The sequence below is a fragment of the Paenibacillus sp. BIHB 4019 genome (genome assembly GCF_002741035.1).
Lineage (GTDB): Bacteria > Bacillota > Bacilli > Paenibacillales > Paenibacillaceae > Pristimantibacillus.
Window position 1 is genome coordinate 1,935,178 of record NZ_CP016808.1, and the last position, 24,917, is coordinate 1,960,094.

11 protein-coding genes are annotated in these 24,917 nt (G+C 50.6%); 6 read left to right on the plus strand and 5 right to left on the minus strand.

The window, feature by feature from the left end; all coding sequences use genetic code 11:
- Nucleotides 1-43: 43 nt before the first annotated feature.
- Both BBD42_RS08200 and BBD42_RS08205 read right to left on the minus strand, forming a co-directional pair.
- Nucleotides 44-5,227 (minus strand): InlB B-repeat-containing protein, encoded by a 5,184-nt coding sequence (locus BBD42_RS08200; protein WP_150131528.1) that lies wholly within the window; start codon nt 5,225-5,227, stop codon nt 44-46.
- Between the two features lie 464 nt (nt 5,228-5,691).
- Nucleotides 5,692-6,984, minus strand: coding sequence for a galactokinase (locus tag BBD42_RS08205; RefSeq protein ID WP_099517764.1), 1,293 nt, complete (start codon nt 6,982-6,984; stop codon nt 5,692-5,694).
- A 213-nt stretch (nt 6,985-7,197) separates the two neighbouring features.
- Here BBD42_RS08205 and BBD42_RS08210 point away from each other — a divergent pair, with 213 nt between their 5' ends.
- Nucleotides 7,198-10,515, plus strand: coding sequence for an OmpL47-type beta-barrel domain-containing protein (locus BBD42_RS08210; protein ID WP_099517765.1), 3,318 nt, complete (start codon nt 7,198-7,200; stop codon nt 10,513-10,515).
- 337 nt (nt 10,516-10,852) lie between these two features.
- Here the strand turns inward: BBD42_RS08210 and BBD42_RS08215 are convergent, their stop codons facing one another.
- Nucleotides 10,853-12,445 carry a bifunctional metallophosphatase/5'-nucleotidase gene (locus BBD42_RS08215; RefSeq protein WP_099517766.1) on the minus strand — a complete coding sequence of 531 codons (1,593 nt, stop codon included), beginning with the start codon at nt 12,443-12,445 and terminating at the stop codon, nt 10,853-10,855.
- Nucleotides 12,446-12,637: 192 nt separating this feature from the next.
- Between BBD42_RS08215 and BBD42_RS08220 the strand changes: the two genes are divergently transcribed.
- From BBD42_RS08220 to phnE (BBD42_RS08235), 4 genes are all read left to right on the plus strand, one after another.
- Complete coding sequence (locus BBD42_RS08220) at nt 12,638-13,627, plus strand: phosphate/phosphite/phosphonate ABC transporter substrate-binding protein (RefSeq protein WP_099521517.1); 990 nt, start codon at nt 12,638-12,640, stop codon at nt 13,625-13,627.
- Nucleotides 13,628-13,756: 129 nt separating this feature from the next.
- The gene (gene phnC, locus BBD42_RS08225) at nt 13,757-14,530 is read left to right on the plus strand and encodes a phosphonate ABC transporter ATP-binding protein (RefSeq protein WP_099517767.1); all 774 of its coding nucleotides are present in this window, start codon (nt 13,757-13,759) and stop codon (nt 14,528-14,530) included.
- Nucleotides 14,527-15,333, plus strand: coding sequence for a phosphonate ABC transporter, permease protein PhnE (phnE, locus tag BBD42_RS08230; protein WP_099517768.1), 807 nt, complete (start codon nt 14,527-14,529; stop codon nt 15,331-15,333). The genes phnC and phnE (BBD42_RS08230) overlap by 4 nt, the downstream gene beginning before the upstream one ends.
- Nucleotides 15,330-16,136, plus strand: coding sequence for a phosphonate ABC transporter, permease protein PhnE (gene phnE, locus BBD42_RS08235; protein ID WP_099517769.1), 807 nt, complete (start codon nt 15,330-15,332; stop codon nt 16,134-16,136). Before phnE (BBD42_RS08230) ends, phnE (BBD42_RS08235) begins: the two co-directional genes overlap by 4 nt.
- Before the next feature lie 298 nt (nt 16,137-16,434).
- Here phnE (BBD42_RS08235) and BBD42_RS08240 read toward each other — a convergent pair whose 3' ends face one another.
- A complete protein-coding gene (locus BBD42_RS08240) occupies nt 16,435-17,745 on the minus strand; it encodes an amidohydrolase family protein (RefSeq protein WP_099517770.1) in 1,311 nt (436 codons plus the stop codon).
- 157 nt (nt 17,746-17,902) lie between these two features.
- Here BBD42_RS08240 and BBD42_RS08245 point away from each other — a divergent pair, with 157 nt between their 5' ends.
- Nucleotides 17,903-18,331: a MarR family winged helix-turn-helix transcriptional regulator gene (locus tag BBD42_RS08245; RefSeq protein ID WP_099517771.1), complete on the plus strand. Its 429-nt coding sequence runs from the start codon at nt 17,903-17,905 to the stop codon at nt 18,329-18,331.
- A gap of 375 nt (nt 18,332-18,706) precedes the next feature.
- Here BBD42_RS08245 and BBD42_RS32655 read toward each other — a convergent pair whose 3' ends face one another.
- A complete protein-coding gene (locus BBD42_RS32655) occupies nt 18,707-24,892 on the minus strand; it encodes a rhamnogalacturonan lyase family protein (protein ID WP_269467260.1) in 6,186 nt (2,061 codons plus the stop codon).
- Nucleotides 24,893-24,917: the final 25 nt, after the last annotated feature.

A 24,917-nucleotide genomic window follows, 5' to 3' on the forward strand; every position in this document is an offset into this window, starting at 1 on the left:
GATGCGGGCGATTTTAATGTTATTTGCATGATTTTCTATGAGCTTACTGTATGACAAAGGTATACGTCTTTTGAGTACCGTCCTGTGCGGTTACGACCAACCGATCGGTGCTTTGCAAATTTCTTCCGTGCCCCAGCTCCGTATCGTCCTGATCATAAACTTTAAAGCTTCCATTTAGAGGTCCAATGATAGAAGTATTAAAGGTCATATAGTACGTATACAGAGGTACGGTAATTGTCCCTGCGGCCGGATCAATTTGAAAGCTGGGCGATAGTGATGTCAAGGTTACATCGTTGTACAAAATAAGATAATCCGCAGTAGACGAGTCTTGAGCGGTAACACGTACGATCATACTAGATGTGATATCGGACATCTGATCGGCTACAGGTGCCAAGTCTTCATCCAAGACGTTGGCAGTAGCGTGCGGCGATACCGTTAACCCGCTCAACAACTGGACTACCGTCAAGGTGCTCGGAACCGAAAGGCTGCCCCCGCTCACATTCCCGTTCGTATTAGCCAGAACTGACTTTGCGCTGCTCAGGGACGGCGTCGGCGTCGTTGTTGGAGACGGTGCCGCTGTTGGTGCCGGCGTCAGTGCTGGTGTCGGCGCTGGCGTCGGTGCCGATGTCGAACAACTCCACTGTGCAGAATAAGATACGTCTTGGGCCGGCATTGTGCTTGCCAGCGCAGGCGACCAACCTGTAAAAGTACAGCCTGACTTCGTTATGGTTGGCGCCTGTATGGCAGTGCCATACTGAACTCGATCTGTGGAGCCGCCTGTGCCCCCGTTTGCATTAAACGTCAAATTGTAGCTGTTGCGCTGATAGTAACGCACGATCGTGAGGCTTCCATCGGCTGCAACCGTACTTGATGTCAATGCTTTACCGCTGCTGTCATAGGCTGTGCTATGGCCGTAGGTAAAACCGGGATACTGCTGAATCGCTGGCGCCGCAAGCGCACCAGTTGTTCCTTGAAAGCTTCCCGTGCTGGCTTCAACATAAAGCAAAGTGTTTCCGAGACCTTGCAGCCTGTTTGAAACACCGTAAGGCGTATCGTTACGTACCTTCCAGATCGCTGTGTAAGTGGTGTCGTTTGATGGCATTGTGCCTGGAATTGCCTGTGACCAGCCAGCAAAAGTATAGCCGGGTTTTGTAAAATTCGGCACTGCACTGCCCGGCACCTTCGAAAAGCTTCTGGCCGAATACACGATCGAGGTTCCGCCCGGATCGGCATAGAAGGTCATTTTGTGCTTGGTGGGCAAGTATTCGTAACTAAGTTTCAATAAGCCTGTTCCAAATATTGTGATTGTTTTTGTTGGCGGTGTATCATACCCTTCGATTGCTATCGGTACCGGCGAAACGGAAGCGCCGGCTGTACCAGAGAAGGTATTTTTTTTCTTGGTGGTGCGATTCCCTGTATCGGGATCTACCGTAATGTAATCGACCAAGTAAGGTATATTGGTATGCGGTGTCCACTGCGCATAAAGCGTTATATTTCCTGCTGGCATGCTGTCAGGAATGATGTAAGGCTTCTTACCTTCAGGATCCAAAGCCCAACCCTTGAATGTATATCCCGTTCTTTTAGGCACGTTTGTTAATCTCTTTACTTTCTTGATTGATGTGTCGATTAGTTCAACAACCCGCCCGTAATCGTTCAACTGAAGTTCACCGCTTGGATCTTTACCGTCTACTAATGGGACATTAGGGTTCAAGGTTATAGAGTGGTATCCGCTCTTGTACCAGGTCAAATTAATATCGCGCGAGTAGGGAAGGGAATTTAAACCCGTCGTTGAGCCCTTCCACGTTACGGTCATCCTGCTGGTGAGAATTTCATCCGCAGCATTTGGCGATACGGTTACACGGGATGTATTAGGATCGTACTTAAATTTATCGTTATTAAAAGTGATTGTGTAATTCTGTGGACGATCCTTACCTATTCTAATTTCGCCCGTTACCAAATTTAAATCGTTCAGTTTCAAGGCATCCTCAATCGATGGGAAAACTTTCTGCTCAAAGGCGACAAAGGAAGGCGCTGCTTCCTCTTCATAGGCAAAATCGATGAAATGACCATTTGGTGTGCCGGCTCTATAAAGCGGCCAGGACTCGCTATAAAAGAGGTCGGAATAAGAGATTGACCCGCCGAGGAGCTGTGCCCCCCACTCTGCCTCCGCATACATACCGATCTCGAGCAACAGTGCACCTAATGTTTTTGTCTGCGCCGAAGATGACTTTTCGTAATAGAAATACCCGTAGAGCTGGAGGTAGGCGCCTCCTTCTGCAGTGATTCCGACACTGTCCAATTCGATATGGAACAAGCCTGCCGCCAGTTCAAGACGAATTCCTGCCTTCAACCCCAGTGTTCCCATCACATAAAAATAGAAATTATAGGTGCCGTCGCCCGGCAAATCCACCGTGCTGAAAGAAGGCGATCCTTCGCTGAGTTTAAAGCTGGCTGTATATCTCTTCGCGGATTCATAACTGAAGCCGATGCCCAAGGCAATATTCGGATTCATGCTGATGACAAAGCTTCCTTTAAAGTTGATATGAAGGAGACCCAATAATAGGTGTTTATCGTATTCGAAGATTTCTTCTTCTACCAGGTCAACCCAATCCGTCTCGTTCTCCAGCATGGCTTGGTAGCTTTCCACCAACGTATCAGCGTTTACCTTGGCTGGAGCGGAAGGAGACTGCTTCAGAACCGCTTCCAGCTGCGCCTTAATGTCCACTTTATTTTTGGCAGTATCCCAAATATTCGCGTAAGCGTCAAGCGGAGTATCCGCTGGCACGGTGCCGATCTGTGCAGACGCGTCAATGCTCGTAAACGTGAACGCGTCCAGGTTGGCGCTTGCTTGATAGTCCTTGGGATATGGGAGATCGAAAAGTCCCAGATCAATATATCCCCAAACCGTATTGCCGTTCACACCCACGCTTAAAGAGATTTCTTCCGTAAATGCAGAGCTCATATGGATAAGAATATCGTTGTCCGCGCCTGTCGAAACTTGAATATCGCTTGAAACGATGAGATTCAGACGCAATCCACTCTTTCCCTGAAAATGGGATAGCTTCGATCCGATGTCTGCTGAAACTTGCAAGTTGTGCAGGGTAACGTCCGCGTTCTCTTCTCCCGGTGTCCCGGATAGTGCACGGACTTCTGGCTTTTTGTTTTTCGGCAAGGTCGATGAGGCGCTAGCTGCGAGCAATGTTTTGACGCTATCGGTTTGCAAAGCCGCGGTTGATAAATAGTTTGCAGCTTGATCGACAAATCCGCTTGCCAGCGCCTGCTGCTTGATTTGACCCTCCAAAGAAGCGATATCAGCTTGCGACAACAGGTCGGCCACTTCAATCGTTTCCTGCTTATAGAAATCCAGGGCGTGAGTGATGTCATCTTGCGAAGCATCGGTATAAGCAATGACATAATGATTCCCTGAGCTCGAGACGGACGTCACTTTTCCGTATCCTGAAGAAGCTCCCGTACGCATATTGACGAGCGCGAGAAAGTCCCCGACTCTGGCAACGGTAGCGGCGTTAAGACCCATAGGCGCATATTTGGCTTCGGAATAATCCATCGATGCCGGAGCGACTGTGATGGAGTGGTTCGTACTGTCTCCGTCAGTGTCCGACGCAGGGTCGACCGGAAGCACGTTCGGTTTAAGCAGAACGTTCATTGGGTTTGCACTAGTGTAGGAATAGATATTCCCGTTGATTGCTGTGATTGCTATATAGGCGATATCGCCATCATCGGAAGTATCCAAAGTGCGCAGATCGGGACGAGTTCCTTCATAAACGGAGACGGTATCGCCCAATTTCAAGCTCGTATTTCCGTCATATTGAAAGGTACCGCTGGCAACATTGGTCGAGTTCAGACTTGACCCGCCTCCAACATTTGCACTCATTACAGCGATTGAAGGAGAAGCAACAGATGCGCCATTCTGGCTCATCTGCGAGATATCGGAAAACTTCAAATAAATCATGTACGGATTTAGAGGCAGCTGCATGACCTCTTGTTTGGCAATACTAAAAATATAATTTTTGGTCGTTGCGTCTTTGCCTGTAAACGCGAGTCTTGTATCCGTCAAAGTGATTTGATAGGTGCTGCCCTCTTCAAATGCACCGCTTTTTGCAGCTACAGTATAGTTGCCGTTCGAGCCAGTTACCGCAATTCCTGCAAAATTAGGATTGGACGGAGATTTGAATGTCATGCCGGCTTGAACGGCCGCCGTCGTCATTTTACCTGTAGAATCTTTCACGGCCACCCTAAAGTTCGGTGCCTGATCCATGGCGTATGCATTCGGAGTAATGACTACAGCATCATCGGACGATGCAATATAATTGGCATACAAGGTCATGTCGCTCTTAACGGTATCGTCATTCATGACTGGTTGCGTAAAAGCACGATCCTTATACCAGCCATTGAAAATGGAGCCTTGCTTGAATGCGAGCGGAAGCTGATTCAGCGATTCGCCCCGCTTTAGACTCAGGCTGTCGATCGATGAGCCGCCATTCGGATTAAAAGTAACCGTATAGGTTATACCGTTGCTAGCAATCGCGACTTTGTCCGTACGCATAAAAAGCGCGGCCGCTTCAGCACGTGTCGCCTTTGAATGCGGCTCAAAATTGCCGTTGGCATCTCCGGTAAACAAACCGGCCTGCCAAAGCTTTACCGCCGCATCAACCGCCCATGGAGAGATGGCGGATATGTCGTTGGGCGTAGATGCGCTGGCGTTTGTTTGATAAGGGACGCCATCGCTTTCAAAATACTTCAATGTCAACGTTGCCATCTGCTCTCTTGAAATAGCGGCGTCCGGCGAAAATCTGTTGCTGCCTGTTCCGCTTGTAATGCCGCGTTCAATTGCCCATTGCACATAAGGCGCATACCAATCGCCTGGCTGCACATCTGTAAATGCGGAAGTTTTATATTTACTTGCATCCACTTTGGCAATTCGCCCAAGTACAGTAACAAACATGGCACGACTCATGGTTGCATCAGGCGAAAAGCGATCGTTGCTTGTGCCGCTGAAGAGCCCATTCTGCTTGACATACATGACCGCATCGTAGAACCAGGCCGAGGATGTCACGTCTTCAAACAAGCTTTGAGGCGTGGGCTGTGCAGCCGTTTGGTTTGCTGCCGCATATTGGACAGTAGTCGGTGAAGCGGCAGAAATCCCAGGAGGCATTAAGGTTACGAGTATACAAAATAATAGCAAACTACTTATTAGGCGTTTATACAAGTTCAATTCCCCTCCTCATAATCTTTCAACTTGCAGTCAGTTACTGATATTACCAGACGGATCTAAATGGGATCTGAACACCGTTCAGGCGATTGAGCCGAAATGCAATCAACCGCGCCCAGTATAATGGGAAGTAACTTACTAAGCCAATTGAAAGAACGCTTAAAATTGAAGCAACAACAAGGGTGGTCTCAACATGAGGAGGTTTTCTGTACTCATTTGTAATTCACTAATGACACTTTTTATCCTTTCTTGTAGACAGCCTGAACCGGATTGGGCATAAAGATTCGATTGCGGTTGAAACTGAATCGGGACCCTTTTTACAAGCAGACTATTAAGGCAAATAAGGTGAATAGGTAAGATTATCTTATAAAAACAAGAAGCCCTCCTCACCTAATCGTTGAGGGGGCTTCTAAAAATCTATGCCTATCGGATCAGCAGCGGACTAGCTCCGCATTTTCATCTTACTTCCTATCTAACAGCTCATTCAGGTGTACAGCCCCATGCTCACGCACATTCACGACCAGCACCGGTGTCTCCAGCATTCCGCTAATCCAGGACATATAGGCATCCGCATGCTCGTTAGGAATAATGGTCAAAATCACTCCAGCGAATCCTCCGCCATGAATGCGGCATGCGCCAGCGCCGATTTTTTTCAAATAGTTTTCGGTAAGGGACAGCGCAATTGCAATCTCCTGATGTTGAACAGCTCCGCTTTGATATACGTTCTGAAGCCACTTCCACGAAGAATTCCCCGAATCCGTAATGAGCGTCAAGAAATCATTGAACCTGTTCTCCTCAAGCGCCGATACCTGCTCATCCACACGACGGTTTTCCTCAAAGAAATGCAGGGCGCGCAGCACAGCCCGGTCTCCAGCCGCTGCTCTAACCGCCTCCAAATTAGTGTAAATATCCTCTGGCGACAAATCGCGACAGACCAATGCTCCTAGCGATTTGGCTACCGCATACATCTCATTAGGCACCGCGGCGTAATCCTCCGTTAAATCAGCATGGTTCCCGCCTGTATTTACAATGACCAAGGAGTAGCCATTTTTCTGAAAATCCCATTGAACTGGCTTGATAACAGGCTCCTTAGGCGTCTCAAAATCAATCGCGATTAAACCGCCATAGGCGCAGGCCATTTGGTCCAGCAGACCGGACGGCTTATTCCAGTAACGATTTTCAGCAGATTGGCCAATTTTAGACATGGCGACGGCATCGAGTGCCCCATCATTATAATAATGGTTTAAAATCGTACCGATTAGCATTTCAAAGGACGCGGACGAGCTGAGCCCCGACGCAGAAAACACATTGCTGGAAATATAAGCATTAAAGCCGCCCACCTGAAAACCGGCCTCAATAAACCCCGCAGCAATGCCGCGAACGAGCGATGTCGTACCATCATCCCCAGACTGCGGCTGTAAATCCTGAAGATTAATCACGTATTTCGTTGCATAGCCTTCCGAGAAAAAGGTAATCACGGGCTCGTCCACTTTCACCGCAGCGCCAATCGTATCCAGCGTAATGCTTCCGGCTAGAACCTTGCCGTGATTATGATCCGTATGATTGCCGCCAATCTCGCACCTGCCTGGAGAACTAAACAAACCAGCCTCCTGCTCTCCAAAATGCGCCTGAAAATGTTCCATAAGCGACTGATACCGGCTAGTTTGCTCTTTGAGCTGCTGTTTTCCATACATTTGGGCAAGCAGCGCTTGTCCTTCGTCTGTTTGCAGTCTTTTTAACATTTGATTACTCATCTTATTTCCTCCTATAGGTCGCTATTTATGTAATTATACGCCGCCTGTCTGAAGTAGCACAATCTAGCGAGAGACTAGTTCATCCTCCCCAATTTAACTCCTATATAGGAATATTTCACTATTTTTTACAAATTCCTATCACTATATCATAGGCTCGCATGCTAGAATATGGACGAACGTTAAGATTAATGATTCATGGGAGGAATGGAATTGATGAAGCTTACACAACGGAAGTCATCCTTGTCACACAAATGGATCAAGTCGCTTATCGCTCTATCTGTCGCTATTCCGCTGCAAGCTGGTTTATGGGGCGGCACGACAGCGGTTCACGCTGAGGGCCCCGCTGATCCGGCCCCTTTTATCCAGCCTAAAGTCGTGAACGAAAACGCTGGCAAAAAGATTTTATTCGACAATACCCATGCCCAGACCGCTGGAGCAGCAGATTGGGTCATTGACGGCGGCTTCTCTGATTTCGGCGACGCACTCGCTAATGATGGCTATTATGTTCAAGAGCTTCGCAAAACAACCCCATTTACCTACAATGACTTGAAAGATTACAGCGTATTCGTCATCGCCGAACCCAACATCCCTTTCAAAGCAACAGAACAAGCTGCTATGACGCAGTATGTAGAAGGCGGCGGCAGCATCTTCTTCGTTGGCGACCACTACAACGCCGATCGCAACAAAAACCGCTGGGACGGCTCCGAAGCGATCAACGGCTACCGCCGTGGTGCATGGACAGATCCGGCAAAAGGCATGAGCGCTGAAGAGCGCAGCTCAGAGGCCATGCAAGGCGTAACCAGCTCAGACTGGCTGTCCGACCATTTCGGCGTTCGCTTTCGCTACAACGCGCTTGGCGACATAAGCGCTAATCAAATTGTACCGCAAGAGCAGGCCTTTGGCATCACCGCTGGCGTATCCGCTGTTGCGATGCATGCGGGCTCTACGCTTGCGATTACCGACCCGACCAAAGCCAAAGGCATCGTATATTTGCCGCAAACGAATCAAGCTTGGGGCAGCGCCGTAGACCAGGGCGTATACAACGGAGGCGGTGTCGCTGAAGGGCCTTATGTCGCCGTTTCCAAGCTGGGAGCAGGCAAGGCCGCTTTTATCGGGGATTCCTCTCCGGTTGAAGATGCTTCGCCAAAATATTTGCGCGAGGAAACCGGAGCGCGCAAAACGACCTACGATGGCTTCAAAGAGGAAGATGACGGCGTATTGCTCGTGAATTTGGTCAATTGGCTCGCTGAGCAGGAAAGCTACACGAGTCTAACCGAGGTTGACGGGCTGCAATTGGACAGCGCTACGGCACTGCTGCCTTTTGAGGACCCTGCTGCTTCGACGGAGCCGCAGCCAGAACCCTGGTCCGCGCCAAGCGCAGGCTACAAATGGTACGACCGTTCTACGTTTAAGCCTGGCTCATACGGCGGCCCAACAACGAGCGCCAATGCCGCTTACAGCTTCGTCAAGCAGGCGACGCTACCGAATGCGCAGGATTTTCAAATTCGCGTAGTCGCCGACAATTTGCCCGCCAATACGACCGTATCAGGCTTTAGCGCCGGCATTTATTTGACCGGAGGCACACAGGTGGCCATGGTTCAAAATGAAAATGGCACTTGGCCGACTGCCTACGGCTACAGCTCGGCTTTTAGTGTCACATCGGACAGCAAAGGGCATGCCTTTAAAGATTTGACCGTCCGCATTAAATCCGGAACGTCTGGTGCAGCCAGCTTGCGCCTGCGCTTGAACGGAAGCAATCTGATTACGAACGCGGTAACCGTAGGCAATGTGCCGGCAGAGCCGCTTCCCGAAGAGGAAGGCCCGATCCCTGCTCTGGTCCCCATTGCAGAAGCTCGCAATAAGCCAGTCGGCTCGACCGTAACGGTTGAAGGAATCGTGACGACGGAGCCGGGCGCATTTGGCGGACAAGCTTTTTATTTGCAGGATGGCTCAGGCGGCCTTTATGTGTTCCAAAGCGCAAGCGGCTTCCATCAAGGCGACCGCATTAAAGTGACAGCCGCTACAGCTCTATACAACTCGGAGCTTGAATTGACCGATATTGTCGCTATCGAAAAAACCGGCACAGCGCCGCTGCCAGCCCCCCTTGCAGCAGACCGTGTCTCGGCCAACAACCAAGGGCAGCTTGTTCAGCTTTCAGAAGTAACGATTCAAAACCTGGTAAGTGCAACGCCCGCTGGTTCTTTCGAGTTTGATGCCGTCGATGCTGCCGGCACCAGCAACCATATCCGCGTAGACACACGTACAGGCCTATCACTAGCTTCCTTCCCTTATGCCGAAGGCCAGCAGATTAGCATTACGGGTGTTGCCGCTATTTTCAGAGATGTCTTTCAATTGAAGCCGCGCGGGCTTAGCGATTTCACCCTGCAAGGCGATACAGCCGCTCCGGAGACAACGGCTTCCCTTTCCACTTCGCCTAATGAGGCGGGATGGCTGAACCAAGACGTTTCCGTAACCTTGACAGCAACCGACGACACAAGCAGCACTTCCCCTCTTCGCACAGAATATGCCGTGAACGGGAGTGTCTACCAAGCCTATGAAGCACCATTTCTTATTAATGAAGAAGGAAGCTCCGTTATTTCTTTCTTCTCTACAGATGCCGCTGGCAACAAAGAAGCGGTGAAATCTGTAACGGTCAAGCTGGATAAATCAGCACCCAACGTCATTTTAACGCAGTCCGGAGGCGCGATAGCTGATGCTTCCGAGACGGATACGCTTATTTTTGCACTGAGCAGCTCGGATGCCTTGTCTGGTATTGCTAGCGAGCAGCTGCTGCTGGACGGCCAGCCTGTTAACAGCCCTTATTCCGTTAAAGGCTCTGAGCTTGGCCTTGGCGCTCATACCGTTGCTTACTCAGTAACAGATTTTGCCGGTAATCAAGCTTCCCTGCAAGCTTCTTTCCGCATTACCGGGCAGCCGCTTGCGGTTGGTGCTCCTGGAAAGCCTGTGCTTTCGAGCAACAACGGCTATGATACAGGCCTGCAAGACGGTGACTATACGATTTCCTTGAATATGTGGTGGGGCAACAATGGGACGAGCTACAAGCTTTATGAAAATGGCGAGCTGATTGACAGCCAGACGCTGCCTGATGTCTCCCCCTCTGCCCAATTCGCCCAAACCCATGTAATCGGCAAGGCCAATGGAACGTACACGTATACCGCTGAGCTTACTAATGCCAAAGGCACGACCCGCAGCGAGGTTTTAACGGTACGCGTGACCGATGCATCCCCGGGCAAGCCTGTACTGTCTCATGACAACTGGGACGGTGACGGCCAATACAGCATTACAATGAACATGTGGTGGGGAACGAACGGCACGGAATATCGTTTGTACGAAAATAACGAGCTCATCGATACCCAATCTCTGAAAGCAGCAGCCCCTGCCGCCCAACATGCCGTAACAGTACTGTCTGGCCGCCAGCCTGGTGCATACGAATATCGGGCGGAGCTGGTCAATGCAGCAGGAGTAACAACAAGCGAAACGATCACCGTTCAAGCAAGCGTAAACGGCTGAAGCCGTCCTTTGGCGGCAAAGCTATCGTTTCGCGGAGAAATATAGAGAAAGAGGATAAATTAATCATATAATTTCCTATATTTCAAGGTGAAACGGCTTATCGTCTTCCTTGGCGACGCGGCGCGTTTCATTCCGAGAAATATAGAGATAGGATAACGAAAGGATAGCCTTTCCTATATTTTTAAAAAATAGTTCTGCCAATACTGGAGACAAGCTCCCTGTACCGGACAGCAGCGCTTGCTCACCCATTTTTGCTTATTCATTTTGCTCTCGCGATTCCTTTAGGGAAACACGAGAGCTTTTTTATTTAGCAACGGTTTTTGACGCGCATCAACCTTTACCCTGCTGTAACCTTCCAATTCCCCGCGCGAGGGGCATCCAGCGGCTGATGCTTGCGGATGTAATTTCCGGCGAGCATCGCCATATCCGTATCACCTGCAAAAAGAACAGGCTTTCCTGCATACATCGCATAATTGCCGCCGCCAGCCGCACGATAGCTGTTCATTACAACCGAATACTGAGCATCCAGCTGCAAGGGCTCTCCCTCGCGATCAAGCTTGACCACCCGGCTTCCCTCCCGCCGCGAAATATCCAGCTCGTAGTCGATGCCTGCCCACATGTCGTAGTTATAATGCTGCGCCTTCGGCTCCATATACAATGGATTTACAATAATCTCCCCCCGATCGTCCAGTGAAAAATAACACGCGGCCTGCTCCAACGCAGCCCGAATGTCCTGCCCGCTTAGCTCCAGCACCGTAAGCGTGTTCGGATAAATAAAATTCGATAGCACATCCCGCATCGTTACCTTGTTCCCAAAGCCGCGCGCCTCCTCGCTCAGCAAAGCGGCGTTAGAAAGCTGTGCCCCCGTAGCCTCCATCTGGACCTGATGGACAAAAGCCATGAACGGATGGGCCGCCAGCCTCAGCTCAGCTGCATTCTGAATCGACAGATCGCCAATGATTTCGCCAATCGGCTGATCCAGCCAAGCTTGCGTACGCCGCTCCAGCTCATCGGTAAGCGCAACAACGGCGGCGTCTGGCAATGCAGACTCCTCTGGATAAAGCAGCTCAGCTCGCTTGCTCGTAATTTCCCAGCGTCCTTCGGGCTGCCGCTCCAGCTGCACCGCAACATGAGCAGCAGATGACCCGTTATAGCCCGACTGCACAATCGTGACGCCATGCAGCTCCTCCGCAAACGACCGATGCTGATGCCCGGTCAGCAGTACATCTATGCCTTCCACCTCGCGGCAAATGGCATAGGCTTGATTTTCACCCGTGAGCGGTTCAGCTGGTTGGCCTGTTGCCAGATCATTTTCGAAGCCCCCGTGATAGCTGACTATGACGAGATCCGGCTGCTCCTTGTCGCGTATGTGCTGTACCCATGTCCGAATCGTCTCTAACGCATCAAGAAAACGCAGCCCTTTCATATTTTGAGGCTGCTCCCAGTTGGGAATGTAGTGGGTTGTAGCCCCAAGCAGGGCGACTTTTACGCCACAGGCCATTTGCTTCATGATATACGGAGGCCCAAAAGCAGGCTCGCCACTTTGTGCATCGACGATATTAGCCGACAGCCAAGGAAATTTTGAAGCCTGGACGGCACGGTTCAGCATATCCAGACCGTAATTAAATTCATGATTGCCCAGGACAGCAGCATCATAGCCAAGCTCATTCAGAACCTCTATAAAAGGATGCGTGCCATAGCTGTCTTGAAAGGCAGCAGCGTAGGAAGCCAGCGGCGAGCCCTGCAGCAAATCCCCATTGTCCACCAGCAGCAGCTCAGGCGCCCGTTCACGCTCCTGCTTCATGCGCGCCGCCAATATGGCCAGTCCGTTATGGCTGTAGGCATTGGTCGGGTAATGGATCGGGCGGATCGCCCCATGCAAATCGCTCGTCAATATAATATCGCAGGTGTACTTGTTCGTTTGCGTCATCATAAACCTCTCCCTCGTTGCAGCATCATTTTTTCCAATGTAACTATTCTAGCAAAATCATTTTCAACTTAGCAGTGCATAAGCTTGTTTTACAATTAATTCATTTATCGTTGATACTCCGCAAATATAAATTGAATATAGTAAGCAAGTGTCAAAAAATACAATCTCTTGGAGGGTTTTTGATTGAAAAAGATGTATGCCTTTATGTTGCCTCTGTTGCTGACTACGCTCTTGCTTGGAGCTTGCGGAACGAACAATACGACTGGTTCGGCTGGTACCGAATCCGCTACTCCTAGTTCAAGCCCATCTACAGCTGCCTCAACTGAGCCGGCACCAACAGCTAGCACAGACACAGGCTATGTGCCAACAACGCTGACTGTCCAATTCGTCCCTTCCCAAAATGCAGATACGCTGGAAGCGAAAGCAAAGCCGCTTGAGAAGCTTCTGGGAGACAAGCTTGGCATTCCGGTAAAGGTCAGCGTGTCGACTGACTACAACACAATCATTGAAGCAATGGCATCCAAAAAGGTAGACGTTGGCTTCCTGCCTCCAACTGCTTACGTACTGGCTAAAGAAAAAGGCGCAGCTGAAGTTATTTTGCAGGCGCAGCGCTTTGGCGTAAATGATGAGACTGGCGCTCCTACGGACCAGCTTGTTGATTTCTACAAGTCCTTGATTATTGTCAAAAAAGATTCGCCGATTCAATCGGTTGAAGAGCTTAAAGGTAAAAAAATCGCCTATCAGAACGTGACGTCTTCCGCTGGTTTTGTATGGCCGGCCGCCCTGCTGATGGACAAGGGCTTGAACCCGCTTAGCGATGTGCAGCCTGTAACGGTTAAAGGCCATGACCAAGGTGTTATTGCGGTGCTCAACGGCGATGTGGATGCGGCAGCTATTTTCCAAGATGCGCGCAATACCGTTATGAAAGATTATCCTAAAGTGTTTGAAGACACACGTGTGCTTTCGTTTACAGAAGCGATTCCTAACGATACGATTTCCGTTCGTTCCGACATGAGCGCGGAATGGTCCGCTAAAATTTCGCAAGCTTTCATTGATATCGGCAAAGATACAGAAGGACATGCCATCATTAAAGAAATTTATTCCCATGAAGGTTATGTACAATCCGATGACAGCAAGTTCGATATCGTTCGCCAATACAATGAAAAAGTAAAAACAGAGTAGTACGATTTTTCGTCCTGCACATTGCGGCACAAGGCGAGCCAGTACAGCGCAAGCGTGCGCTGTGCTGGCTTGTTGCATTGTTGCCCGCCGCTATTCTCGCACCGAACTCGAATCGAAAGGATTGACGTCATGATTGAGCTTCGTCAAGTATCTAAAGTGTATCCCAATCAGACCAAGGGCCTGAATAATATTAATCTTACCTTTGAAAAAGGGGAATTTGTCGCTGTTGTCGGATTATCGGGCGCAGGCAAGTCTACGCTGCTGCGTTCGATTAATCGGCTGCACGACATTAGCGAGGGCGATATCCTCATTAACGGCAGCTCGATTACGAGTGCCCAGGGCCAGAATCTGCGAATGATCCGCCGCGACATTGGCATGATTTTTCAAAGCTTCAATCTCGTCAAACGTTCCACCGTGCTGCGCAATGTGCTGGCAGGGCGCGTCGGCTACCACTCCACTCTTCGTACGATATTGGGCCGTTTCCCCAAGGAGGATGTGGATTTGGCGTTTGAAGCGCTGGAGCGGGTCAACATTTTGGAAAAAGCTTATTCCCGCGCCGACCAGCTTTCCGGCGGACAACAGCAGCGCGTCGCGATAGCGCGCGTGCTGGCGCAGGAGGCCAAAATCATTTTGGCGGACGAGCCTGTCGCTTCGCTAGATCCGCTTACTACAAAGCAAGTTATGGATGATTTAAAGCGAATTAATCAGGAGCTGGGCATTACGACGATCGTTAATCTTCATTTTGTCGATTTAGCTAGGCAATATGCGACGCGAATTGTCGGGCTGCGTGCAGGCGAGGTCGTATTTGACGGCCCTGTAGCTGAAGCTACGGACGAGCGGTTTGCTGAAATTTATGGCAGGCCTCTTCTTGAAGGCGAGCTGCTGGGAGAGGTATCGGCATGAAAAACCCGCTTGAGACTGGAACAAGCCAGGCGCCCCGTCCCCTGCCGCCTGCGCGCACGAAGCATGTGCTGACTGCGCTGCTTATTTTGCTGCTGCTCTGGGGCAGTGCCGTGCAGACAGAAGTGAGCTTTAAGGAGCTGATTGAAGGCTTTCCGAACATGCTGGATCTGCTGCGCGAAATGTTTCCTCCCCGCTGGACCTACTTCGACAATATTTTAGGCGGCATGCTGGAGACGATTCGCATGGCACTAGTAGGAACAACGATTGGGGCGATTATCGCCATTCCAGTGGCATTGCTGTGCGCGGGCAATTTAATGCCGCATCGCTGGGTGTATTATCCGGCACGATTTTTGCTCAATTTGGTAAGAACGCTGCCTGACCTGCTGCTCGCCGCCCTGTTCGTCGCGGTGTTCGGGCTTGGGCCTGTACCGGGCATTCTCGCGCTTGCCGTGTTTTCTGTCGGTTTAATCGCGAAGCTGACTTATGAGACATTGGAAACGATAGACCAGGGGCCGCTTGAAGCGATGACGGCGGTTGGGGCCAACGCTATGCAGCGCATCGTATTTGGAGTGGTGCCGCAAATTTCGGCTGCCTTTATGTCGTACGTGCTGTATACCTTCGAAATTAATGTGCGGGCAGCTGCCATTCTCGGCCTTGTCGGGGCCGGCGGCATCGGTTTGTTTTATGAAGCGACGCTTGGCTTTCTCGAATATGACAAAACCGCTGTTATTATATTATTTACACTGGTCATTGTTCTGATTATTGATTTTGCAAGCACGAAGCTGCGGGAGAAACTACTATGACGACGAAGAATTGGGATCATCTCATCCAAAAACCGCGGAAAAACCCGCTTCGATGGCCGATTATTATTGCGCTTGCGCTCGTTTACATTTGGGCGTTCTCTGGCGTTCCTTTTACTGGCTTTAAAGAGACAGCCGGCCAGATTATGAAGTCGATTATGGCGGGCATTTTTTCTCCCGATTGGGGTTATGTCTACTTGCCTGAAGGCGAGGATTTGCTGCGGGGGCTGCTGGATACGCTGGCTATTTCGATTCTCGGTACGGTCATCTCCGCCGTGCTTTGCATTCCGTTTGCCTTCTGGTCCGCCCGCAACATGAGCAGATTCCGGCCGATTTCCGGCTCCGGCAAAATCATGCTCAGCTTCATCCGGACATTTCCGGAAATTATTATGGCTATATTGTTCATTAAAGCTGTTGGTCCGGGCTCCTTTGCCGGCGTTCTCGCCCTTGGATTGCATTCGATTGGCATGCTCGGCAAGCTGTTTGCGGACGATATCGAAAATATTGATTTCGGTCCTTCCGAAGCGCTGCTCGCTTCTGGAGCGACGCGTTTGCAGCAGCTTTGGTTCGCTGTGCTGCCTCAAGTGCTGCCAGGTTTTCTGAACTACACGCTGTACCGTTTTGAAATTAACGTCCGCTCGGCCACGATACTGGGCGTCATTGGCGCTGGCGGAATCGGCACGCCGCTGATTTTTGCCTTGAGCACCCGCAGCTGGTCACGAGTCGGCATTATTTTGCTCGGCATCGTTGTGATGATTACCGTTATTGACCTCATCTCCGGCTATGTGCGCAAGAAGCTGGTGTGAGGAAAGATAGGCGGATCAGGAAGAAGGGAAAGCAGCCTGGCGTCTGAGTGAAGTGCAACCCTTAGAGCAGACATCGGAAAATCCTTATGGGAACCGATGTCTACTCTAAGGGTTTATTTATGTAATGAAGATATCCAAATTTTAAAAAAACGCCGGTTGAGCATCGACTACAATTTACAGCAATGAGTGTTAAACTAAAAAAAGCTCCGTTTCAAAAGAGGATCGAAGCTAAATTAAAACAGTTATACTTCAGGGCACTCCTCGAAGTAGAGTGCCCTGCTACGATAATTGGAAATAATCAATTTTGTTTTTGTACACCTTTGAACCATATAGCTTTAATAGACAGGGTATCCGAGATGTTGGTAGTCGGGTCGCCATTCACCAGTACTAGGTCAGCGCGGGCACCTTCGGCGATACGGCCACGATCATAAAGACCGAACCGGCGGGCCGGTTTGGAGGTAGCCGATTGAAGTGCTTCTGTTGGAGTGAACCCGGCTGTCACCAGCAATTGCAATTCGTGATGTACGCTGGCTCCATGAGCAAGGCCGCCAAGGTTCGGAACGGGGACGGGGGCGACATCCGTCCCAACCAGAATATCTACACCGGCCCTGTGAAGATCCATCACATTTTTAAAGCTATTTTCTATATTGCCTTGCGGGAAAGTATTAAAGCTTGAGTTCAGAATATCGATCCATTCCGGACTTAATTTGGAATGAACACGTGGGTCATTCGCCAATTGCGATGCTGGATTCCCAAGAATGGATGAGTTCAAAACCAAGCACGGTGTAACAAACGCGCCAGAATCGACGATGGATTGCACTAGCTCCGGCGTGTAATCGGGCCTGTCGATAAACAGGTGGCCCAATCCGTCTACGCCAAGATCGATGGCGGTTTGGGAAGAATTAGCAGTCAAGACGTGGGCGATGACGATTTTATCGAATTTATGGGCTTCTTCCACGGCTGCTTTTAGAATTTCGTCGCTTAAAACAGGCAGTCCAGGAGCGCCCATGACTGTTCCTTCTTCTATCATAATTTTTACATAGTCTGCTCCATTCTCCACCTGGGTATGAACATGTTTAATCGCTTCTTCCACCGTTGTTACTTGTGGCACTTCTTCGTGATCGTGGGCGTAAGCAGCTAGCATAGCTTCCCGGTCATCCTTCGATAACTTCTCCAATTCCTTTAATACGAAATCTGGAATCTCATCCCCATCTGGCAGCAATTCATCCGGGTGACCACCAGGAGCGGTGACTGCCGTACCTGCAGAACGGACATCGGCGATATCATCCGTATTTTTCAATTGAATCGCCCGTCCTCTTTCTGTAAAGTCACCGTTCATTTCGATTTCTGTTGTCACGCCGAAATTTAATGCATCCCGTAATCCACCGATGGAAGTATGAACATGCGCATCAATTAAGCCCGGCAATAATGTTGCATCCTCAGCATCGATGATTGTTGCATTCGCCGGAATGTCGCCACCTACTGCAAAAATGGTTTCCCCTTTGATGACAATACTCCTTGATTCTATTACTTTTTCTCCATCGAAAATACGCACATTCGTAATAGCAGTAATTTTTTCCGCCGAAGAGCTTTGAACTACATTCATCATATTGTTATCCTCCTTGGATACGTCTTATAACAATTCGAATCATAACTGTTAGTTAACTAACTGTCAACAAGCTAATATTAAATTGACATGAAAGGAGGATATTTGTATAGTTTACTTACTAACAGTTAGTTTTCTAATAATATGAGGAGGTACGCTCATGAAGCCTCACAAGAATACGCCTTATCTGGATTTGTTTCAGGTTATTGGGCTTAAGTTAAAGAAAAAAGCGGACGAGAGCATAAAAGAGTTAGGGTTAAACGCTCAACAAGGAAAAATAATTGGCTATATCTACGAAAACCAAGAAACTGAATTAATTCAGAGGGATCTTGCTGATCGGTTTCATCTACGCGGGGCTAGCATCACAGCTATGCTTCAAGGTCTTGAGCAAAGAGGATTCATCGAGCGGAAAATCCCAGTCAATAATGAACGACAAAAAAATATTTATGTTTTGCCAAAGGCCGTTGAATTGATTGAAGATTTTAATGAATCCTTTCAAAAAGTGGAGGACGAAATCGTTCAAGTCCTTTCCGAAGATGAGAAACAAATCTTAAAGGAATTGTTGATCAAAATTAATGAACGCTTATAATTGCATTTGGAATCTGCCCCGTAGATTGGGGTACTTAATTCAACTAACTGAGAACTATAGTGAATCGCCTACAATCTGGCCGCCGATTACTTTCGGTGGCTTTCCGTGCTTATTAAGCAGATTTGATCAAAACTGCAGGTGGGGTAAAAAGTTGACAGTTACGCTCCGCGGCGCATTTTTCGCCGATAGCCCCGTTAAGCTGAACCTTACAATAAGTGAAGATGAACGTCAGATTGGCTATCACGAATCCTCTTTTCCGAACAAGCTTTCAATCAGCTCCCATACCTTCGGCTGTGAAGATGCATTAAAATCCAATTCAATGCCAACAGCCTGCCTTTGCCGGATTGATCCGGCCAAGGCAGGCTGCTGCTCTTCCTATTTGGTTACGTTAACCTCCATTTGGCTGCTTTCCGTGATGCCGCTATCGTTGGATAGCTCAACACGGTAAGTGTAAGTGCCTACAGCGCGGTCCGTTATAGTCGTAGATGCGCTTTGCGCGCCAGGCGTACTAGCCGTCAGCGTCTGCGTATCAATAAGCGTCCCATTTTCATACAAACGGTATTCGGTGGCGTTCGTTCCCCACCACATGTTCATCGTCACCTTGTAGCTGCCATCCCCGTCCCAGTTGTCATTGGACAGCACTGGCTGGCCGGGAAAAGCATCCTTAACCGTTACAGTATGAGGGGTACAGCTCGTCGTACCGAAGGAATTAGTCAGCTCGCAAGTGTACGTATACGTACCGTTTGCTTTTCCGGCAATATCTACAGACGCCGACTGTGCGGACGGCGAGTTGTCCGTTAATACCTTGCTAGCAATGAGCTCCCCATTCTCATACAGCTTATATACCGTACCATTTTGCCCATACCACAAATTCATCGTAATTTTGTAGCTGCCATCCAGCAGCCCGTTGTCATGCCCGTTATTGTCAGACAGCACCGGCTTGCCCGGAATTTCCGTTGCCTTCTCGGCTCCTGTCACTGTAATGACGACGGTTTTCGTCGTTTGCAGCCCGGCCTCATTGACCGCTGTCGCTGTAAAGGTATGCGTTCCAGCCCGGCCAGCCATGGACAGAACGTCGCCATTTACCACTGGATTGCCGTCAAAGGAAAGCGTCAGGCTCCGAATGCCCGATTCCGGGTCCTCTGCCGTTACCGCCACCGTCCAGCTGTCCGCTTCGGTCATCTGCTGCGGCGGCAAGCCTGCAATAACAGGAGGGGTTGTATCCTCCTCTTCCTGCGGCGCGCCCACATACTGAATGCGCGGCATTGGCGGCTCCTCCATGCCTGCTCCCAAATAGAAGCTGGTGTGCGGCGGCTGATTGTAAGCTACATTTTGCCATGCAATGCCAAGGCGATAGACAGGATCATGCATCAGTGTTCTAATCCGATGCTCGGTTACATCGGTCGTCGTATAAATGCGAAGCTCCGAGCTGTCTGTAGAACGCCACATTACTTCCTCGCGCCAATCGCCGAATAGATCGGCCTGCAAGCTCGGATTGGCCTTCGTCGAGTTGTTCGAAGAAGCGCCTGTCGCCGTAAGAAGGTTAACCGTTGTTTCATTCGTGTAATCCCACTTGTCGATCCGATTGTCATCCTGCAGCTCGCGCAGCAAATCGCCATCCCACCATACGCCGAAGTTGGTCGAGGTAGGGATATTCGTTGTAATCAGCTCACCGCGTGCATTGTATAGTCCTGTAATCGGAATATGCTGTGCATTTGTAATTGTAGCCGACCACATTTCCTCCCCAATATGGTTCGGGTCAATATCGGCTGACATTCCGCGTCCGGTATCTATGCCGGTGAAGACGCCCCAAAGGATTTCCCCAGTCGCTGCATCCCGCATCTCCATACCGTACTTGGAATCCGTATGCTCGTGTACACCAAACACTTCAAGCCCCGGACGCGTAGGGTCCAGATCGCCAAAGTGCAGAGCATCGCCATGACCTAGCCCTGTGTTGTAAAGCGGTTTACCGTCATCGTCAATCGCCATCGCGCCAAACGTAATTTCATCCTTGCCATCGTTGTCTACATCGCCAATCGACAGGTTGTGGTTGCCCTGCCCGGCATAAGAACCATAGCCTTCGGTGTTTGAATCAAATTTCCACTGCTGTGTCAGCTTTCCGTCACGGAAATTGTAGGCAGCCAATACCGTTCTTGTATAGTAGCCGCGGCTGAAAATAACGCTCGGATGCTCACCATCCAAATAGGCGACGCCCGCAAGAAAACGATCGACGCGATTGCCATATGCATCGCCCCAGGCGCTGACATCGCCGCGCGGTGGATCATATGCGACCGTATCCAGTGCACCGCCAGTCAAACCATTGAATACGGTCAAAAATTCCTGCCCCAGCAGCACGTAGCCGCTGCTATTGCGGTGATCGGCACTCGGATCGCCAATGACGCGGCCCAGGCCGTCAATCGTTCCATCGGCTGTTTTCATCGTGACTTCAGCGCGTCCATCTCCATCAAGATCGTAAACCATAAATTGCGTATAATGGGCGCCCGATCGGATGTTTGGCCCCATATTAATGCGCCATAGCCGTGTGCCGTCCATTTTGTAGGCGTCCATGTAGACGATGCCTGTATAGCCCGCCTGAGAATTATCCTTGCTGTTGGACGGTGTCCACATGAGCACAATTTCCAGCTCGCCATCCCCGTCAAGATCGCCAACGCTCGCATCGCCCGCATTGTACGTGTAAGGCTGGCCATCCTTTGTATAATCATCGGCTGGCTTTTGCAGCGGAATGGACAGATACGATTGGGTCCACACGCCGAAATCTTCAGTCGCCGGCTTCTCCACGCCGTTCAGAACAGCCGTCACCTGATAAACAGAGCTGTCTGTTCCTTCCGTATCGAGCAGGTTCGTGCTGCCTGTAATCGGCTCCGCATTCACTTTGCTGCCATCGCGGTACACATTAAAGGCGATGGATGATGGATCAAGCCCAAGCATCCGCCAGCCAATGTAGTTGCCCTCAGCCTTCTTCACCGCAACCGGGGCACGGTCCAAATACTCCATATTGCGATACAAAGTCGTCACGGCAGGCGACTCCAAGCTTTGGGACAGCTCAGAAATGCCGCCCGCATTCACAGATGCAACCTTGTAATAGTAAGGAATCGTCGTCAGCACCGTTGTGTCCGTATAGGCTGCTTCTGCGGACTTGCCAATTAACGTATAATCGCCATCCGCCTTGGTTGCCCGGTAAATATAGAACACTTTCGCATTGCTGACCGCATCCCAGCGGAATGTCAGATCATTTTTATTCGTTTCCACAAGCGTCAAGCCTGTCGGTATGGCTGCCGTTGGCACATTCGGATCAACCATCGACACAGCAAGTGCGTTGGAGGCTACCGATTCAAGCCCCGTATAGTCAACGGCTGTCACCGTATACACATAATTCAGACCGACATCAGCTGTCATATCGGCAAAGCTAAGCGCTGCCGTCTCGGTCAAAAGCTCTGCACTAGCGGCTACAGCAGCCTGGCGATAGACGCGGTAGGACGATGCGCCTTCCACAGCGTTCCATGCCAGGGCAGCCGTTACAGATTCATTTTCAAGCTCCAGTTCCGTCAGCGCTAGACCTGTCGGCGCCAGCAGCAGCGGCGTAATTTCCAGACCATTCAAATGAGCCGTTTGGCCGCTGAATACGAGGTTCATTTGACCATCCTTCACGGCAATCTGATTGAATACGCGCTCAGCAATAGACTCCTTGCCGGACGTAATCGTGCCGTAGTCGGCCCCTTCAATATTGACATTGGTCCGTGTTGAGCCAATCCAATCGCCCGTATACGTTTTGACCGAATAGGAACCGTTCGGCAAATCGACCTTGAACTCATAGCTGGCATTGAAATAAGCCACGAAATCGCGTCTCAGGTCGTCCGTTCCCGCCCCCCGGTCGCGGTCAATCATGCCTGTGCTGTTCGTTAGCCCATAGCCGAGCGCAGGCGTATAAAGCACATTGCGCGTAATTTCGGTATATCCCGCAGCAACAGGAGCTCCTACCGGTCCGAAATCAAACCGGTACTGCGCCGATTTGGTCGTAATCGATACTTCGCTGGATGGCAGCGATTCGCCGCGGCCATTAACAGCCGTTACCCGCACGGTATAAGACTTTCCTTCCAGCATTCCGCCAATGGTCAGGGTTGGCACCGTCGCTGTCCCAATCATGGCGTAAGCCGATTCAGGCTCGGAAGCCAGCTTGCGGTAAATTTTATAAATATCGGTGTTGTCCGAAGCGCTCCATTTCAGCACAGCACCGGCATTGCTGACACTGCCTGCAACGAGATGAGCTGGTGCATCTGGCACAGCATCAGGCTGTGCAATTTCGCGGACATAATCCGCCAGCGGCACCGAAAGCTGTTCAATGCCTCCTGCCAGCAGACGAGCGATTTGAATGGCCCCGTATTCCTGGAAATGCGTATTGTCCGCAGAGCCATTCGGGAAAGCGCCATAAATGCCTGGCTCCACATGAAGGAATACAGACAAGGAAGCTTGCGGGCCAATGGAGTTGTAGTAGGCGATACTGAGCGCACTCAGGTCAACCAGCTCCACATTCAGCTCGGCAGCTACCTCTTTCATGGCCTGCACATACTCTGGAAAGCTAATATTAAAAATGCCTGTATCCGCATTGAAATCGCGGCGGCCCATCGGCGTTACGAGGATCGGCGTCGCGCCCCGCTGTCTGGCACCGTTAACGTAGGTTTTCAAATAGTTTTTGTAATCGGCTGGCGAAGCATAGCGCTCAGGAACGCTAATCGTCGCATCATTGTGGCCGAATTGGACAAGGAAATAGTCCCCTGGACGAATCGTCCGCAATACTTCATCCAGACGGCCCTCTACAATAAAGGATTTGGAGCTGCGGCCGCCAATGGCATGATTTTTGAAAATAACATCATTGCTGAAGAAGCGCGGCAGCATTTGGCCCCAGCCAGCCTGTGGCTCCCAATAGGGATCATAGGTTTGAACGGTAGAATCCCCCGCAAGATATACCGCCTGCCGCTCTCCAGCCTGACGCTCCTGCTGCTTCTTAATAACAAGAGCATTCAGCTTGGGCGCGGACCCCGTAAATGCAAGATTGAGCTGCCCATCTACAAGCGCCAGCTGAAAGTCCATCTCCAGATATTGGCCAGCTGCTTTGCTGGTCAGCTGCACCTTCTGAATCGTTTCGGCCTTAATCGCAATTTCGGATGCTTCGGTCGCATCACCCGCAATGAGTGAAATCGTATAGTCGCCATTAGGCAAATCGACGTTAAAGACCCCATTATTCGGTGTAACAAAATCCGAACGCAGCGGATCAGAGGTTCCACGGTTGCCAGAGCCGACATTGGAAATGTCAGTAAAGCCGTATTTGAGCGCAGATGTATAGGCGGTCTCGGCTGTTACACGGACATAGCCGTCAGCAAGCTCGCCCGATCCAAAATCGAAGCGAATGGTATCGCCTTCCGGCAGTGTAGCAGGCGGCACATAGACAGCGCTCTCCACAACCGTGGAAGCTTCCGATTCCCCGCGCACGTTAATAGCTTTCACAGTGTAATAATGCGCCGCAGACGTGTCGACGCCCGCATCCGTATAGGCAGGCACCGTCGTTTGGCCAATTTCTACAAACGGCCCTGCTGCCGCATCGGCACGCAGCACCTTGTAGCCCTCCGCTCCCTCGACAACCGTCCAGCCCAGCACAACCGCCGAAGCCTGCACGGCGCTGATGCTGACTTGGCTCGGCGCGGCTGGAGCCGTAAGCGCCGGTATGGTTACCGCCGCGGTAGGGGCGCTTAAGGCCGACTCCAGCCCAGCCGCACTGACGGCAGCGACGAAGTAGCTATAGCTGCTCCCTTCTGCAACAGCCGTATCCACATAGGAGGCAGCTGCCGTTTCACCCGCAAGGACAGGAGCGGCAGCGCCCTCCGAGCGATATAGCTTGTAACGGGCCGCATTGGTTACCGAGTTCCACGCGAGTGTCACATCCTGCGGCGTCACGCGTGTCACGGCAAGCCCGCTCGGCGCCTCAGGAGCAGCTGCGACTACCTGTTCAATGACGATGCCGTTCAAATAAGCGTAGCCCGTAGTCGCCGAAATATCGACCGTCAGCTGCCCGTCATTTACCGTGGTCCGGTACGTGCCATGAACGACCGCCTGGCGTGTAGAAAGCGTTCCGGCAGCGACTCCCTCCAAAGCAATATTCGTTTTAGTCGAGCTTGTGCCCGTCAGCAAATCGCCCGAATACACGGTGACATCATATTCGCCATTAGGCAAATCCACATAAAAGGAAAATGAGGTTCCGAGGACAAAATCATTCGTCAGCTCATCTCCGCCGGAGCGGTTCCGGGAAGCCAACGCGACGCTCAGCCCATAACCAGCCGCAGCCGTATACAGCTGCGATTCGCTTACGCCGATAAAGCCTTCCTTGACAGGACTTGAGGCTGTGCCAAAGTCAAATTTCTTCACAAGCTGTTCTACTGTGTTTGCGTAGGCTGTCTGCGATCCAAGCGGCAGCCCCTGCAAAATAGTGGTCCATAAAACCGCTGCGGCAAGCAGCAGAAACATTAGCCTTTTTTTACTTCTTAACATATAAAAGGATTCCCCCCATTTTCTC

What these genes read in the sequence shown, in the direction of transcription:
- BBD42_RS08205 (WP_099517764.1), bottom strand. Translation starts at nt 6,984, where the DNA reads ATGAGTAATCAAATGTTAAAAAGACTGCAAACAGACGAAGGACAAGCG.
- BBD42_RS08210 (WP_099517765.1), top strand. Translation starts at nt 7,198, where the DNA reads ATGAAGCTTACACAACGGAAGTCATCCTTGTCACACAAATGGATCAAG.
- BBD42_RS08215 (WP_099517766.1), bottom strand. Translation starts at nt 12,445, where the DNA reads ATGACGCAAACGAACAAGTACACCTGCGATATTATATTGACGAGCGAT.
- BBD42_RS08220 (WP_099521517.1), top strand. Translation starts at nt 12,638, where the DNA reads ATGTATGCCTTTATGTTGCCTCTGTTGCTGACTACGCTCTTGCTTGGA.
- phnC (WP_099517767.1), top strand. Translation starts at nt 13,757, where the DNA reads ATGATTGAGCTTCGTCAAGTATCTAAAGTGTATCCCAATCAGACCAAG.
- phnE (WP_099517768.1), top strand. Translation starts at nt 14,527, where the DNA reads ATGAAAAACCCGCTTGAGACTGGAACAAGCCAGGCGCCCCGTCCCCTG.
- phnE (WP_099517769.1), top strand. Translation starts at nt 15,330, where the DNA reads ATGACGACGAAGAATTGGGATCATCTCATCCAAAAACCGCGGAAAAAC.
- BBD42_RS08240 (WP_099517770.1), bottom strand. Translation starts at nt 17,745, where the DNA reads ATGATGAATGTAGTTCAAAGCTCTTCGGCGGAAAAAATTACTGCTATT.
- BBD42_RS08245 (WP_099517771.1), top strand. Translation starts at nt 17,903, where the DNA reads ATGAAGCCTCACAAGAATACGCCTTATCTGGATTTGTTTCAGGTTATT.
- BBD42_RS32655 (WP_269467260.1), bottom strand. Translation starts at nt 24,892, where the DNA reads ATGTTAAGAAGTAAAAAAAGGCTAATGTTTCTGCTGCTTGCCGCAGCG.